This is a genomic window from Loktanella sp. DSM 29012 (assembly GCF_900110705.1).
GTDB lineage: Bacteria > Pseudomonadota > Alphaproteobacteria > Rhodobacterales > Rhodobacteraceae > Loktanella > Loktanella gaetbuli.
Genome location: NZ_FOEJ01000005.1, coordinates 27,697 through 43,855 on the forward strand (window position 1 = coordinate 27,697; position 16,159 = coordinate 43,855).

The 16,159-nt window shown below is 61.7% G+C and carries 13 protein-coding genes; 1 reads left to right on the top strand and 12 read right to left on the bottom strand.

Going from position 1 to position 16,159, the window contains the following annotated elements:
- Positions 1-77 precede the first annotated feature (77 nt).
- From BMX27_RS11870 to BMX27_RS11880, 3 genes are all read right to left on the bottom strand, one after another.
- The gene (locus BMX27_RS11870; protein WP_090160053.1) at positions 78-1,142 is read right to left on the bottom strand and encodes a quaternary amine ABC transporter ATP-binding protein; all 1,065 of its coding nucleotides are present in this window, start codon (positions 1,140-1,142) and stop codon (positions 78-80) included.
- Between the two features lie 4 nt (positions 1,143-1,146).
- Positions 1,147-2,181: an ABC transporter permease gene (locus BMX27_RS11875; protein ID WP_090160054.1), complete on the bottom strand. Its 1,035-nt coding sequence runs from the start codon at positions 2,179-2,181 to the stop codon at positions 1,147-1,149.
- 103 nt (positions 2,182-2,284) lie between these two features.
- Positions 2,285-3,244 (bottom strand): ABC transporter substrate-binding protein, encoded by a 960-nt coding sequence (locus BMX27_RS11880; RefSeq protein WP_090160055.1) that lies wholly within the window; start codon positions 3,242-3,244, stop codon positions 2,285-2,287.
- Positions 3,245-3,428: 184 nt separating this feature from the next.
- Here BMX27_RS11880 and betC point away from each other — a divergent pair, with 184 nt between their 5' ends.
- Positions 3,429-4,937 carry a choline-sulfatase gene (gene betC / locus BMX27_RS11885; RefSeq protein ID WP_090160421.1) on the top strand — a complete coding sequence of 503 codons (1,509 nt, stop codon included), beginning with the start codon at positions 3,429-3,431 and terminating at the stop codon, positions 4,935-4,937.
- 32 nt (positions 4,938-4,969) lie between these two features.
- Here betC and BMX27_RS11890 read toward each other — a convergent pair whose 3' ends face one another.
- The 9 genes from BMX27_RS11890 to BMX27_RS11930 form a co-directional block, all read right to left on the bottom strand.
- Positions 4,970-6,181, bottom strand: a complete 1,212-nt coding sequence (locus tag BMX27_RS11890) for an acyl-CoA dehydrogenase (protein WP_090160056.1) — start codon at positions 6,179-6,181, stop codon at positions 4,970-4,972.
- A gap of 4 nt (positions 6,182-6,185) precedes the next feature.
- Positions 6,186-7,679 carry a class I adenylate-forming enzyme family protein gene (locus BMX27_RS11895; protein WP_090160057.1) on the bottom strand — a complete coding sequence of 498 codons (1,494 nt, stop codon included), beginning with the start codon at positions 7,677-7,679 and terminating at the stop codon, positions 6,186-6,188.
- A 33-nt stretch (positions 7,680-7,712) separates the two neighbouring features.
- Complete coding sequence (locus tag BMX27_RS11900; RefSeq protein ID WP_090160058.1) at positions 7,713-8,825, bottom strand: acyl-CoA dehydrogenase family protein; 1,113 nt, start codon at positions 8,823-8,825, stop codon at positions 7,713-7,715.
- Positions 8,826-8,832: 7 nt separating this feature from the next.
- A complete protein-coding gene (locus BMX27_RS11905; RefSeq protein WP_090160059.1) occupies positions 8,833-10,023 on the bottom strand; it encodes an acyl-CoA dehydrogenase family protein in 1,191 nt (396 codons plus the stop codon).
- A gap of 11 nt (positions 10,024-10,034) precedes the next feature.
- Positions 10,035-11,210, bottom strand: coding sequence for an acetyl-CoA C-acyltransferase (locus BMX27_RS11910; RefSeq protein WP_090160060.1), 1,176 nt, complete (start codon positions 11,208-11,210; stop codon positions 10,035-10,037).
- A gap of 9 nt (positions 11,211-11,219) precedes the next feature.
- Positions 11,220-13,307: a 3-hydroxyacyl-CoA dehydrogenase NAD-binding domain-containing protein gene (locus BMX27_RS11915; RefSeq protein ID WP_090160061.1), complete on the bottom strand. Its 2,088-nt coding sequence runs from the start codon at positions 13,305-13,307 to the stop codon at positions 11,220-11,222.
- An 88-nt stretch (positions 13,308-13,395) separates the two neighbouring features.
- On the bottom strand, positions 13,396-14,205 hold the full coding sequence (locus BMX27_RS11920; RefSeq protein WP_090160062.1) for an IclR family transcriptional regulator: 810 nt from the start codon (positions 14,203-14,205) through the stop codon (positions 13,396-13,398).
- A 33-nt stretch (positions 14,206-14,238) separates the two neighbouring features.
- Positions 14,239-15,576 carry a TRAP transporter large permease gene (locus BMX27_RS11925; protein WP_090160422.1) on the bottom strand — a complete coding sequence of 446 codons (1,338 nt, stop codon included), beginning with the start codon at positions 15,574-15,576 and terminating at the stop codon, positions 14,239-14,241.
- Entirely contained in the window at positions 15,576-16,109 is a 534-nt protein-coding gene (locus tag BMX27_RS11930) for a TRAP transporter small permease (RefSeq protein WP_090160063.1), read from the bottom strand. The genes BMX27_RS11925 and BMX27_RS11930 overlap by 1 nt, the downstream gene beginning before the upstream one ends.
- Between the last annotated feature and the right edge of the window lie 50 nt (positions 16,110-16,159).

Genomic DNA, 16,159 nt, shown 5'->3' on the forward strand with positions numbered 1-16,159 from the left:
GGGCGTAGAATGCATCAGCGCAGAACGTCGGGCAACGCGATATTGCGCGTCAGGCGCTGAGACTTTTATGATGCGCCTCAAGCACTGAGGCGACGCGCCGGATCAGATGCCTCGACCGGGACCAGCGCGCGGACCAGATCGCGCATGTGCAGCAGGCCGACCTGTTGGCCGTCCTGCATCACACGGTAATGCAGATTGGTGTCGCCCTCTGACATCGCAATCACGCGTTCAAGGTTGGAATTGGCGTCCACCTCGCCTGCGATGTTCGGCACTTCGGTCGTGGTCGGCTTCATCACCGACCGGACCCGCAGCACGCGCGCGCGATTGATGTCGGCGATAAAGTCCATGATGTAGGGATCATTGGGGTGCAGCAGGATATCCTGCGGCTCGCCTTGCTGGATGACTGCGCCGTCCTTGAGGATCACGAGGTGATCGGCCAGTTTCAGCGCCTCGTCCAGATCATGCGTGATAAAGACGATGGTCTTGTGCAACTCGCGCTGCAATTCCAGCAGCAGGTCCTGCATATCCGTGCGGATCAGCGGGTCGAGGGCGGAAAATGCCTCGTCCATCAGCATGATCTCACTGTCGGAGGCCAGCGCGCGGGCGATGCCGACACGCTGCTGCATGCCGCCCGACAATTGGTTCGGATAATGCCCGCCGTAACCGTCAAGGCCCACGCGTTCCAGCCACTTGTTGCCCTCAATATCGGCGGCAGCGGCATTTTCACCGCGCACGCGGCGCGCCATGCCGGCATTTTCCAACACCGTGCGATGCGGAAACAGCGCGAATTTCTGAAATACCATCGACATGGTGTTCTGGCGCAGGCTGTGCAGCTTGGTCTCGTTGTAGGACAGCACGTCCTCGCCGTTGACGATGATTTCGCCGGCGGTGGGTTCGATCAGGCGATTGAGGTGCCGGATAAGCGTTGATTTGCCGGATCCCGACAATCCCATGATGACCGTCACCTCGCCTGCACGAATATCGACGTTGATATCCTGCAGGCCCAGCACGTGATGATGCTGTTCCAGCAGTTCGGGTTTGCCCAGCCCCGCGCGGACGTGTTCCAGCGCGGCCTTGGGATTGTCGCCGAAAATCTTGTAGAGGTTGCGGATCGAAACCTTGATGTCTTTTTGCTCTGTCATGGTTTCACTGCTCGCTCGTATTGATGCGGCCCAGTGCCGCCTTGGTTGCGCGGTCCAGCAGGATCGCCAGCAGCACGATGCAGAAACCCGCGACAAGCCCGACGCCCAGTTCCAGATTGTTGATGCCGCGCAGCACCAGACGGCCCAGCCCCGGTGCGGACACCAGCGACGCGATCACGACCATGGCGAGGCTCATCATGATGGTCTGGTTGATGCCGGCCATGATGTTGGGCAAGGCTAGCGGAATCTGCACGCCCGTCAGCTTTTGTCGGCTGGACATGCCGAATGCGTCGGCGGCCTCGATCACGTCCTTGTCCACCAGCCTGATCCCGAGGTCGGTCAGTCGAATGACCGGCACGATGGCGTAGAGGATGATCGCGATACCGTAGAGCTTGCTCTCGGTCACGGAGAACAGGAAAATCAGCGGGATCAGATAGACAAAGGTCGGCAGCGTTTGCAGCATGTCGAGAATTGGTATCGTGAGGCGCTGCATTGTGTTGCTCTTGGACATGGCGATGCCGATTGGCACGCCAAGGACGACCGAGAAGATCGTACAGACAAACACGATCGACAGCGTCGCAATCGCCGCGTCGTAATGATCGATCATCGCCATGAACAGGAACGAGAACGTCACCAGCACCAGCACCCCGACGGACCGTGCGGTGAACCAGGTCAGCAGCATCAGCAGCGGGATCATGATGAACCACGGCGTTGCCTGAAACCAGACCAGCGCCTGATCCAGAAGCCAACCCAGCGGTGCCGTGATGGGGTCCAGCACGAACCGCAGCTCGTCCTTGATCCCGATAAAGCTTTGTTCGACCGCTTCGGTCATGTCGCGGGTGCGCGGAATGGTGTTGCAGGACCCGTGCAGCACGTCGAGCGACGGAAACGGCGTATCCATCAGCGGCGTGGCGGCGGCGCTGTTGTCGGCCCCCGTGGCCTGCGCCATCAGTTCGGCCATCGTCATCGGCCCGCCGGTGGCTTCGCCACACCAGTCCTGCAGGCCAAGCGCCTCAAAGAATTTGTCGTAAAAGGCCATGAAACACCCGTCCCGTTCGCGCAAATGCAAAGGCCAGCGTAACGCGGCCTTTGCCATTCATGATGAAAAGGCCCCTGCCGTCAGGCAAGGGCCGATTTTCGGATTACTGGATCAGGCCGGCCAGATTGGTGGCTGCCTCTTCGTTCAGCCACTGCGACCAGACGTCAGAGTTGTTGGTGATGAAGTATACAGCGGCCTCTTCGGCAGAGGCGTTGTTTTCCTCTTTCCATGCCAGCACTTCACCCATCTGGTTGTTCGTGAACGACACCTTGGACATCATCTCGGCGATCTCGGGGTTTTCGTCCTGGAACGTGGTTGTAACGACCGTTTTGACCGGACCCACGGGGTAAGAGCTCAGGCCGACCTCTTCACACTCCGGGTCGGAGTTACAAGTGTGGATCTCTTCGTTGTATTCGCCCAGATCGACCATGGTCATGTCATACTTGCCCAGCACGGACGTCGGTGCCCAGTAGTAGCCCAGCCAAGGTTCCTGATTTTCAAAAGCAGCCGCGATGGATGCTGCCATCGTCTCACCGGACCCGTGCTGAAAGATTTCGTAGCCGTCATCGGCCAGACCGGCGGCCTGCGTCAGCGCGGTGTTCGTGTTCTTGCAGCCCCAACCATCGGGGCAGTTGTGGAAACGGTTGTCCAGCAGTTCGGGGTTCGCCTTCACGCCTTCCAGCGTGGCCAGTTCCGGGTGTTCCTCGACCAGATAGGTCGGCACCCACCAGCCCTCGACACCGCCGTCGGACAGCACATCGCCCAGCGTGACGATGCGACCGGCCTCGGACAGCTCGCCATAGGCGGGGGTGCCGTTGATCCACAACTCGGTCACGATGTCGGGCTTGCCGGTTTCGGACACCGACGCCAGCGATGTGACGGTCGCGGACGGCACGGTCGTCACGGTGCAGCCATAGCCCTGTTCCATCAGGAATTTCGACACATAGGTCACGACAGCAGAGCTGTCCCAGTTCATCTCGGTGATCGACACCTCGCCACAGTCGGCAAGCGCCATGGTCGGTGCTGCAAATGCGACGGCAGAAGCCAGTAGTGCTTTTTTCATGAATACATCCCTGTTTTGCGCCGGTCGCGATCAGAACAATCGGCGTCGTTTTTATGATAGGTGTAAAAGACAATAGCCTGTCCTCTATTGCAACCCTGACACACGACTGATTCAAACAAATGAAATGAACGGCGGGCTGTTTGGACAAAGCGCCGTAACGTCACCCGACAGAACAGGACTGCATGTGACCCATCCCAATATCCTTATCATCATGGTTGATCAGCTGAATGGGACGTTGTTTCCCGATGGCCCTGCCCATTGGCTGCACGCGCCGAACCTGAAACGTTTGGCCGCGCAGTCGGTACGGTTCGCCAATTGCTACACGGCCTCGCCCCTATGTGCGCCGGGCCGTGGTGGGTTCATGTCGGGCCAGTTGCCATCGGTGACAGGCATCTACGACAATGCCGCCGAATTTCCGTCGGACTTGCCCACCTACGCCCATCACCTGCGGCGCGCTGGCTATCAGACGTGTCTGTCGGGCAAGATGCACTTCGTCGGTCCTGACCAGTTGCACGGGTTCGAGGAACGGACGACGACCGACATCTACCCCGCCGATTTCGGCTGGACGCCGGACTATCGCAAACCGGGCGAACGCATCGACTGGTGGTATCACAACATGGGGTCCGTCACCGGGGCCGGCGTGGCCGAAACCACCAACCAGATGGAATACGATGACGAGGTCGCCTATCACGCGGTGCGCAAGATCCGCGAATACGGGCGCGGACTGGACCCACGGCCCTGGTGCCTGACGGCCAGTTTCACCCACCCGCATGACCCCTATGTGGCGCGGCAGAAATATTGGGATTTGTATAACGATTGCGCGCACCTGGACCCGCAGGTTGCAGCACTTGACTATGCCGATCACGACCCCCACAGCCAGCGCATTTTCGATGCGAACAACTGGCGCGATTTCGACATCACGGACCGCGACATCCGCCGGTCACGTCAGGCCTATTTTGCCAATATCTCTTATCTCGATGACAAGATTGGAGAGATGCTGGACGCCCTCGCGGCGACCCGCCAAGAGGCGGTGATCCTGTTCGTCTCTGACCACGGCGACATGCTGGGCGAACGCGGTCTGTGGTTCAAGATGAGCTTTCGCGAGGGGTCAGCCCGCGTGCCGATGATGATCAATGCGCCGGGGCTGACAGCCGGTCTGGTCACTGACGCCGTGTCCAATATCGACGTCTGCCCGACCTTGTGTGATCTGGCGGGGATTTCCATGGCCGAGGTCATGCCCTGGACCCAAGGCGAAAGCCTGATCCCGGTGGCAAATGGCACCCCGCGCAGCACGCCAGTCGCGATGGAATACGCAGCAGAGGCCAGCTATGCCCCGATGGTCGCATTGGTGCAGGACGGCTGGAAATATACGCGTTGCGCGCTGGACCCTGACCAGCTGTTTGATCTGAACACGGACCCACATGAAATGGTAAACCGCGCGGATGATCCCGCAGCGCAGGCCGTCATGGACCATATGCGCGCCATGGCCGATGCGCGCTGGAACCTGGACCAGTTCGACGCAGACGTGCGCAAATCCCAGGCCCGCCGATGGGTCGTCTACGAGGCCCTGCGCCAGGGCGGCTACTATCCGTGGGATTTCCAGCCACTGCAAAAGGCGTCCGAAAGGTTCATGCGCAATCACATGGACCTGAACGAGGTCGAGGAAAACGCACGATATCCGCGCGGCGAATAGCACCGGGCGCGCGGCCCAGTGCTGCTCGCGTCCTAGCAAAACGCCTGCAAGCCGGTCATTGCACGCCCAAGGATCAGCGCGTGAACGTCATGCGTGCCCTCGTAGGTGTTGACGGTTTCCAGATTGATCATGTGGCGCATGATGTGGAATTCGTCGGAAATTCCGTTGCCGCCGTGCATGTCGCGGCTGTGACGGGCGATATCCAGCGCCTTGCCGCAGTTGTTGCGTTTGATCAGGCTGATCATTTCGGGTGCGGCCTGACCTGTGTCCATCAACCGACCGACCTGCAACGCGGCCTGCAGGCCCAGCGAGATCTCGGTTTGCATATCCGCCAGCTTTTTCTGGAACAGCTGCGTCTGCGCCAATGGTTTGCCGAATTGCTTACGATCCAGACCGTATTGCCGGGCGGCGTGGAAACAGAACTCTGCGGCTCCCATCGTGCCCCAGGCGATGCCATATCGCGCACGGTTCAGACAGCCGAACGGCCCCTTGAGGCCCTGAACACCCGGCAGCAGCGCATCCTCGCCGACGGCCACGTCCTTCATCACGATCTCGCCGGTGGTCGAGGCACGCAGCGACAGCTTGCCGCCGATCTTTGGCGCGGACAGGCCGTCCATCCCCTTTTCCAGCACAAAGCCACGGATCTTGCCGTCATGCGCCTCGGATTTGGCCCAGACGACAAAGACATCCGCAAATGGTGCGTTGGAAATCCACATCTTGGACCCGTTCAGCACATATCCATCGGCGGTTTTCCTGGCGGTGGTTTTCATGCCGCCCGGATCGGACCCCGCATCAGGTTCCGTCAGGCCAAAACAGCCGATCAGTTCACCGCTGACCAGACCGGGCAGGTATTTCTTGCGCTGCTCTTCGGACCCGTAGGCGTGAATCGGATACATCACCAGCGAGGATTGCACCGACATCATCGACCGATAGCCGCTGTCCACGCGTTCTACCTCGCGTGCGATCAACCCGTAGGTGACATAGGACGCACCTAGCCCGCCGTATTCTTCGGGGATCGTGCAGCCCAGCAGACCCGCCTGCCCCATCAGCGGGAACAGTTCAGGTGCCGCCGCCTCGTCCCGGTAGGCCTGCGTGACGCGCGGTTGCAATTCAGACTGGGCAAAGTCGCGGGCGGCATCGCGCAGCATGCGCTCGTCCTCTGTCAGCTGGGTTTCCAGCAGCAGCGCGTCGCTCCAGTCAAAGCTGCCCAGGTCGGGGCCCATGCCAATCATGTCTTTTGCCATGTCTTTATCCCTCTTTCATCAGCAGGTCCGCAAAGGCGTCCAGCAGTTTGTGTTTCAGTATCTTGCCCGTCGGGGCCGCCGGTAGTGCATCTACCGCAAAAATCCGTGTTGGCCGCTTATAGCCGCTTAATCGCCCGGCTACAAAGTGCCCGAGGGCTACCGTATCAAATGTCGCAGGATTCCGACATTGCACAAAGGCCAGGATATCCTCGTCCCCCACTGTGTTGGCCGCACCGATCACGGCACTCTGGATCACCTCCGCGTGGTCATTCAGTGCGGCCTCCACCTCTGGCGGGTAGACGTTGAAACCGCCGCGAATGATTAATTCCTTGGCGCGGCCGACGATATGCAGGTTTCCGGCCGCGTCCAATTGGCCCAGATCGCCGGTGCGCAGCCAGCCATCCTGCACGGTTAGCGCGGTCAGATCGGGGGCGCGGTAATAGCCCTTCATCACGTGGGGGCCACGGGTCAACACCTCGCCCACATTAACACCGGCTGGCGCATCTATTCTGACATCAACCCCCGGCAAGGGGCGGCCTGCGCTGGTATCGGGGTCACCGATGGCGTTGCGACTGCCGCTGACGCCAGCGGTGCTTTCCGTCATGCCATAGCCGTTTTGCAGCGGCAGGCCATAAAAGGCTTCGGCCTTGGCCTTCCACGCGGGATCGAGCGGGGCAGCTCCGGACGAGACATAGCGCAAAGCGGTGTTCTCTAGTCGCGTCAGACCTTGATCAGCGGCGTATTGCATCAGCAGCGCGTGCATTTGCGGCACGCCCGGAAACACTGTGACCCTACCCGTCAAGGCAGCATGCAGCCGGGCCGGGGCGAACCGGGTTTCCAGTTGCAACGTCGCACCGGACAGCGCGCAGGCGATCAGCACGGACGCCAGACCAAAGACATGGGTCAGCGGCAGCACGCCGTAGATGCGATCCAGCGCCGTCATGCTGCGTAGCTGCACCGACAGCCCACCCGCAAAGATCAGGTTGGCATGCGTCAGCATCACCCCCTTGGGCGCGCCCGTCGTGCCAGTGGTGTAGAGGATGACGGCAACATCAGCGGTCTCAGCCTCGGCTGGGCCAGCATTGCACTGCATTATGTGGAACGGGCCAAAACCGATGTCCTGCGACACGGCGGATGTCGCGTGGGCCAGCGCCTCGGCTGAACAGCCAGAGGTATAGATCACCACCCGTGGCTGCGCGTGATCCGTGACACGGGCTATTTCCGGTGCGGTCATGCGTGCATTGACCGGCACCGCGATTGCGCCGACCCGGCTGGCGGCATAGATGAAAACCGCTGTCGCGAGGCAATTTTCCGCCACGATCAGCACTCGGTCGCCAGTCCCAACGCCCGATTGCGCCAGCAACTCGCCCGCTGCCGCGATATTGCGGTCGTATTGCGCGAAACTGACGGCACCGTCGGGATCGATGATGGCCGTGGCGCACGGACTTGCCGCCGCCTGCCGTGCGATCAGCGCGTCGATGCGATCTGCATGTTGCATGTGAACACCGCCTCCCCACGGTGGTCGGTTGCGTCAGGCCACGGCCAGCGCCACGAACCGTTCGGTATGATAAAGCGTGTCGCCAAAGCGGTGATCGACCATGACCAACCGCCGCGCGAGATGCGCCAGCGCATATTCCTGTGTCATGCCGATGCCGCCGTGCAGCTGGATCGATTCCTCGGCCACCAGACGCGCCGCCTGCCCCACCAGCGTTTTGGTCGCCGACACATGAGTATCGCGCACCAGCGCATCGGCATCGACGTGACCGGCAAGGTTGATGACGGCGGAGCGGGCCTGTTCAATCTCGATCAGCATGTCTGCCATGCGGTGTTGCAGTGCCTGAAATTTGCCAATCGGCTGGCCGAATTGTTTGCGGGTTTTCAGATAGTCCGTGGTCAGTGTCCGGATCGCGTCCATCAGGCCGACGGCCTCGGCGCTGATCGCCAGCGTGGCGCGGGCGTGAGCCTGCGCAAGCGCCTGAAACCCCTCTCCCGCAGCGCCGAGTGGCGTACCCGGCGTGTTGTCCAGCGTGATTTCCGCTGCGTGCCCACCACCGGTCAACGGATAGCTGCGCCCGGTCAATCCGGGCGCATCCGCGTCCACGATGAACAGGCTGATCCCAGCCTCATCCGCCACATCGCCGCTGCTGCGCGCGCTGACGATCAGACTGTCCGCTGCCCCGCCGTTCACGACCACCGCCTTGCGACCCGACAGTTTGCCGTCCGTCACGGTGGTGGCAACCCGAGACAGGTCGTAGCGGCTGCCGGGCTCAGAATGAGCCAGCGCCATCTGGCGATCGCCTGCGATGACCTCCTCCAGCAGTGCCTGCTGATCCGCATTACCCAGCGCCGCGATCAACCCGCCGCCCAGCAGCCCGGTGTCGATCAGCGGTTCGGTCGCCCCGACGCGGCCCAACTCTTCGGCCACCAGCGCAATATCGAAACCCGCCCCGCCGAAACCGCCCTGGTCTTCCGTAAACAGCGCCCCGATCACGCCAATCTCGGCCAGCCCAGCCCAGACAGCATCGGACCAGCCGGTTTCACTGTCCGCAATCTGCGACAGCAGCGCGGGGGTGTATTGGTCACGCAGGTAACGGCGCAGACCGTCCTGCAACATCTGGCGTTCTTCGGTCAGGTCAAAGTTCATGGCTGTCTCACAATTCCAGAATGGCTTTGGCGATGATCGACCGCTGCACCTCGTTCGAGCCACCGTAGATCGACAGTTTGCGGTTGTTCAGATATTGCCGTGTGCGTGCCTGCGCATAGGCGGGACCGACGGGGTCGTTGTCGCCCTCAAGTGCTTCTGACACGTAGGGCATGGCATAGGGACCGACGGCCTGCATGGTCAGCGCGTTGATTTCCTGACGCACCTGCGTGCCCTTGATTTTCAACATCGAGCTTTCTGCACCCGGGGCCTGGCCTGCGGCGGCGGCACTGACAACGCGCAGATTGGTCGTCGCCATGGCCATCAGGTCGATCTGCACCTGTGCAATCCGCGCAGCAAACAGCGGGTTCTTGATCAAGGGCTGACCGCCGGATTGTTCAGCCCGTGCGATCCGTTTCAGCTGTTCCAGCCCGGCGCTGGCAAATCCGACACCCGCGATGTTGGTACGTTCATGCGTCAGCAGATATTTGGCATAGGTCCAGCCCTTGTTTTCCGCACCGACCAGATTGGCGGCAGGCACGCGAACGTTGTCGAAAAACACCTCGTTCACCTCGGCTCCGCCGTCGATCAGCACGATGGGCCGCACGGTGATGCCGGGGCTGTTCATGTCGATCAGCAAAAAGGAAATGCCTTCTTGCCGCTTGCCTTCGTTGCTGGTGCGCACGAGGCAGAAAATCATGTTTGCGTGCTGGCCCAGCGTGGTCCAAGTTTTCTGACCATTGACGATGTAATCATCGCCGTCACGCACCGCAGTGGTCCGCACCGCAGCCAGATCAGACCCGGCCCCCGGTTCGGAATAACCCTGACACCACCAGTCGTCGCCGTTCAGAATACGCGGCAGCCAGTATGATTTCTGATCCTCTGACCCGAATGCCATCAACACCGGCCCCAACATCGCAAGCCCGAACGGCACGATGCGCGGCGCGTGCGCCTTGGTCATTTCATCCTCGAAGATGTGGCGCTGCACCGCGTCCCAGCCGGTGCCGCCGTGTTCAACCGGCCAGTTGCCCGCCAGCCAGCCCCGCGCGTTCAGGATCGCGTGCCATTCCTCGTGGTCGGCTTTGGTCAAGGACTGGCCCTTGCGGACCTTGTCAGACAAACGGGTTGGCAGATGCTCGGCCAGAAAATCGCGAACCTCAGTCCGGAATGCCGTCTGGGCGTCGGTATAATGCAGATCCATGACGGTCCCCCTTAGTAGATTTCAAACAGGCCAGCGGCCCCTTGGCCACCGCCGATACACATGGTGACAACGCCAAGTTTGGCACCCCGGCGGCGGCCCTCGATCAACAGATGACCGGTCATGCGCGCGCCTGTCATGCCGAACGGATGACCCAGCGCGATTGACCCACCGTTCACGTTCAGACGGTCGTTGTCGATGCCCAGCACATCGCGGCAATAGATCAGCTGACTGGCAAAGGCCTCGTTCAGCTCCCACAGATCAATGTCGGCAACGGTCAGGCCCGCGCGTTCCAGCAGGCGCGGCACCGCATAGATCGGACCAATGCCCATCTCGTCGGGTTCGCAGCCCGCTACGGCAAAACCGCGAAACGCACCCAGCGGCGCAAGCCCCGCACGGCTGGCCGCACCCGCATCCATCATCACCAACGCCGCCGCCCCGTCAGACAGCTGCGAGGCGTTCCCGGCGGTAATGAACTGATCGTCGCCCCGCACGGGCGACAGGCCTTGCAGTCCTTCCAGCGTTGTGGTCGGGCGGTTGCATTCGTCCTTGGCGATCGTCACCTCACGTGCGGATGTTTCACCGGTCGCCTTGTCCGTCACCTGCATCGTCACGGTGATCGGCACGATTTCATCGTCGAACAGTCCTGCATCCTGCGCGGCCGCCGTGCGCTGCTGACTTTGCAGGCCCAGCGCATCCTGATCGGCGCGGCTGATGCCATAGCGGGACGCCACGATATCGGCGGTTTCGACCATCGGCATATAGAGGTCGGGTTTGTTGTCCAAGATCCAGGCGTCGCGCGAATGGCGCGCGGGCGGCTGCACCATCGAAATGCTTTCGACCCCGCCGACCAGCACGGCCTGCGCGCCTTCCCGGGCGATCATGTGACCGCCCATCGCGATGGCCTGCAAGCCGCTGGCACAGAACCGATTGACCGTGGTGCCTGCAATACTGACGGGCAGTCCCGCGCGGATCACGGCCTGACGGGCGATATTGCCGCCCGTGACATATTCCGGATAGCCGGTCCCCCAGATGCTGTCCTCGATCAGCGCAGGATCAATCCCCGCCCTGTCGACGGCGTGGCGCGCGACATGACCGGTCAGCGTCGCCCCGTGGGTCATGTTGAACGCACCGCGCCCGGCCTTGCCGATGGCGGTGCGGGCGACGGAAACGATGACGGGCAATGACATGGGCAATCCTCAGGTATTCAGGCTGGCAAAGGTCTGGCCGTCCTGAACAAGACGTTCCAGCAATGGGGCGGGTTTCCAGAAATGATCGTCCAGAACCGCAAAATCGCGGATATCCGACAAGATGACGTCCAGCCCAACGGTATCGGCATGGTGCAAGGGCCCACCACGGAAACGGGGAAAACCATAACCGGACAAAAACACCACATCCACGTCAGAGGGGCGTTGGGCGATGCCTTCGTCCACCACGCGGGCAGCCTCGTTCACCATGGCCGCCATGGTGCGGCGCACGATCTGTTCGGCGGTAAACTCGCGCGGTTTCAGGCGCAGGCTATCACGCACATCACGGATGATCGGTGGCACATCATCATTGGGCCGGCCCTTGGGCGTCGCATCGTCGTAAATGTAATATCCACGTCCGGTTTTCTGCCCCAGCCAGCCTGCGTGATACAGCGCATCCGCAAATAGCGGCGCGCGGTCACGGGGATGGGCCTGCGCCGCCTTGCGCTGGCGGGTCATGTAGCCAATGTCGAGGCCCGCCAGATCACCGACCTGATACGGTCCCATCGCGAAACCGAATTCCACCAGCGCGCGGTCGATCGCATATGGGCTGGCCCCGTCAAGGACCATGTGATCCACCGCCGTGCGGTAGTGCGACAAGATCCGGTTGCCGATGAACCCGTCGCAAACACCTGCGCGCACGCCGACCTTGCCCAACGTTTTTGCCAGTTGGAACGCCGTAGCCGTCACATCGACCGCCGTTTCATCTGCCATGACGATTTCCAGCAGCTTCATCACATGCGCAGGTGAAAAGAAATGCAGCCCGATCACATCCGCCGGGCGATTTGTGGCCTGGGCGATCAGGTTCACGTCCAGATAGGACGTGTTGGTGGCAAGGACCGCGCCCGGTTTGCAGACACGGTCGAGGTTGCGGAAAACCTCGGCCTTGACGGCCATGTCCTCGAACACGGCCTCGACCACCAGATCGGCCTCTGACAACGCGGCGTAATCCGTTGCTGTGGCCAGCGCGTCCGACAGAATCACATCACGCCTTGCCTCGGTCAGCTTGCCACGTTTCACGGCGCTGGACAGGTTGCGGGTGATGGTGTCGCGGGCGCGTGCAGCACTGGCCGCGTCACGTTCCACAAGGGTGACGTGCAGCCCTGACAACACCATCGCCGTGGCGATCCCTGCCCCCATCGTGCCGCCGCCGACAACACCGGCACGGGTCACGGGACGTGGGGCGATACCCTTGATCTGCGGGACCTTTGCCACTGAACGTTCCGCGAAAAATGCGTGCATCAGACCCGCGCGCTGCGGTGTTTTCAGCAATGACAGGAATGCCTTGCGTTCTGCCGCCAAGGCCTGCGCAAATGGCATCCTTCCGCCAGCCACAACGGCATCCAGCACCGCCAGAGGTGCCACCTGACCGCGCGCCGACTGGGTCAGACGCTTGCGCCAGCCATCCACCAGATCGGCGTCGAACTGCGGAAACGGCATGTCACTGACACGGCGCGGACCGGCTCCGTCCTGCAAAAGCTTTGCCGCATAAGCCATTGCATCCGCGCGCAAATCGTCACCCGCCAAAGCATCCACAAACCCCATGTCCAGCGCCTGCGCGCCCGTCACGGGCCGACCAACCGTCATCAAGGTCAGCGCGTTTTCTGCGCCCACCAGCCGCGGCATGCGCTGCGTGCCACCGGCACCCGGCATGACACCCAGCGTGACCTCTGGCAGGCCCAGTTTCGCGCGCGCCGTGGCGATCCGGTAGTGCGCGCCCAGCGCGACCTCCAGCCCGCCGCCCAAGGCGGTGCCATGAATCGCGGCCACCACGGGTTTGGGGCTGTCCGCGATCCGGTTGATGACATCAGGCAGATAGGGTTCCACAGGCGGTTTGCCGAATTCGGTGATATCCGCGCCACCGATGAACAAACGGCCTGCACCGATAATGACGGCGGCATCTGCGCCGTCATCGGCGTCAAATCGCGTGATGGCGTCCCATAGACCCTGGCGCACCGCCTGCCCCAGCGCATTCACCGGCGGATTGTCGACAGTGAGAACCGCCACGCGGTCCTGCAGATCATAACTGACGTAGGTCACGCGTGCCTCCTCCCGGTCCTCACACCCGGCATACCGCACTGGTCAAATATTTCAATATGCAAAATGTTATTCCGCTATGCGGAATAAATTACAGATCTCTTGATCCGATCGCCCCACCTTGCCCCATCATGCGTTCCAGATCGCGCACGGTGCCAGCCAGCTTGGGCCCCACCTCGTCGCGCATCCGTGCCACGCTCAGCGCGGCGGGCATGGCACCACAGGTGAAGACAACCGGTTCCCCCAGTTCACGCGCATGAAACGGCACGGCCACGGCGTGGATGTTGGCCGCGAAATAGCTGTCGGGATCGGTGATCACGTAGCCCTGGGTCATCAATTGGTTCTGGGCATCGGCCCGGTCGGTCTGCGCCTGCTGGACCGTCAGCCCCTTGTCGCCCACGGCCTCTTGCAAGGTCGCGACAAAGGCATCATCGCCAAGTGCACCGAACATCGCGTGCCCCGACGACGACCCGTGGAACGGCAGACGGTGCCCCACCTCAAGCCAGAGCGAGGCGACATTGCGCGGACGCCATGTTTTGACGATCAGCATGCGCCCCGCATCCCGCACCAGCAGCAGCGACAAGGTGCCTGTGTCATCCGCCAGCCGCTGCATCAGTGGCCCCGACAGGTCCACAAAGGACAGCGACGCGCTGGCCATGTTGCCCAGCGCCAGCAAGGCGGGACCGGGACGGTAGCGGTCATGGCGCCGCGCGTGGGTCAGGTAACCCAGCGACTGCAACGTGAATGTCAGGCGCGACACCGTCGATTTCGGCAGCCCGGTCCGGTCTGCGATTTCAGCGTTGCCCAACCCGTCGTCCGATGGCCGGAAGGCCCGTAAAACACTCAGCCCCCGCGCGAGGGTCGTGGCAAAGCGCCGGTCCTTTTCCAGATCACCGTCCATCCGGGTCACTCCTGTTCGTTATGTCCCGACAAGCTATAGCGAATTCGGAATCAAAAGCGAAATGATCGGAAAGGACATGATGAGGATCAGCACCAGCACATCGATCGCCAGGAACCGCGTGATCCCCGAAAAGATGCGGTCGATTGGCACGGCCTTGCCGACCACGTTGCTGATGACGAACACGTTCAGGCCCACAGGCGGTGTGATCAGGCCGATTTCCAGCAGCTTGATCACGACGACGCCGAACCAGATCAGGTTGAAACCATAGCTTTCGACCAGCGGCACCATCAGGGGCAGAGTCAGCACCATGATCCCGATGGGATCAAGGAACATCCCCAACACAAGGTAGATCAGCGCGATTGCGGCCAGCAGCACGACGGGCGACAGTTGTGCATCGCTGACACCATTGACGATCACCGGAGCCACGCCGGTCAGCGCGATGAAGGCCACGAAAATCTTGGCCGAGGCGGCGATCAGGAAAATGGCAGAGGTCTGGATGCAGGTTTCCCGCAGGCTTTCCCACAGGTCGGTCAGCGTCAGCTTGCGCTGTGCGAAACCGATCAGGATGGCAGCCGCCACGCAAATCGCCGCAGCCTCGGTCGCGGTGAAAAACCAGCCGTAGATCCCACCGACGATCAGGCCGAACAGCGCCAGTGCGGGCCATGCGCCGACGGCCGCTAGCCACTTGTCGCGCCCGGTGATCACGCCTGTGAACGCCGGTGCCGCACCCGGCTTGCGTTTTACCCAGATAAAGATCGTCAGCAGAAAGCCCAGCAACGACAGAATGCCCGGCAGGATACCGGCCAAAAACAGTGAAGAGATCGAGGTTTCGGTAAAAATCCCGTAGATGATGAACAGCACCGACGGCGGGATCAGCGACCCCAGCGTACCGCCAGCGGCCACCGATGCGGTGGCAAGGCTCTTGTCATAGCCCATGCGCAGCATCTCGGGCGAACAGATGCGGCCCATCGTGGATGCACAGGCGATCGATGACCCCGTGATCGCGGAAAACCCGCCGCAGCCCACGACTGACGCCATTGCGACCCCCCCCGGCACGCGTGCCAGCCAGACCCGTGCTGCGTCGTAGATGCGCGTCGTGATATCGGCGCGATAGGCGATATGACCCAACGCGATGAACAGCGGGATCATCGACAGATCATAGGAATGGATGAGGTCGAACGAATTTGAAAACACCAGCGAGGTGGTTGGCCTGACCGCACGATCCGGCGTGAACGCCCCCGTCCGCGTGGCAAAGATGACGAACGTGCCGATCGTTCCGATGGCCGCCAGTGCGAATGCGATCGGCACCCGGATGGCCAGCAGGCCAATCACTGCGGCAAAGGCACAGATACCGATGATGGATCCATCGATCATGACTTGTCCCCGTCTTCGGTAAAGCTGGCGGTGGTGGTTTGGGACATCTGCGGAACACCACCGCTGCGCAGGGTGCGGATATCCCCGATGACCAGCAACAACAGGCGCAGCCAGCAAAAAGACATGCCGATCAGGAACAGCACCCGCCCTGGCCATTTCGGCAGGTTCAGCTGTCCGAAATAATACGATCCACCCGTGATCGCATGCGCGGCCTCGTTCCAGCCCGCATAGAGCAGCGGAGACAGGGCCAGCAGCCCCATCACGCCACCAACGACAACCAGCCAGCCCTGGGTGCGCAGTGGCATCCGGTTGGACAGAAACTCTACGACGATATGCGCCCGGGCCGTCGTAGCAGCGGCCAGCGGCAGCACGATGGCCATGACCATCAATTCGCGCACCATGACGATGGTGTCGGGAATACCCCCATTGACCGTCACGCGCAGCGCCACGCTGATCGTGATCAGCGCACCCAGCGCCACCACGGCGCAGCACGCCAGATCAAGCAGCAGCCGTTCGATGCGATGCAGCATCTGTTGTCCTCAAACTGTCAGAAAAGAAGCGGCCCGCGATGCCTGTCTGC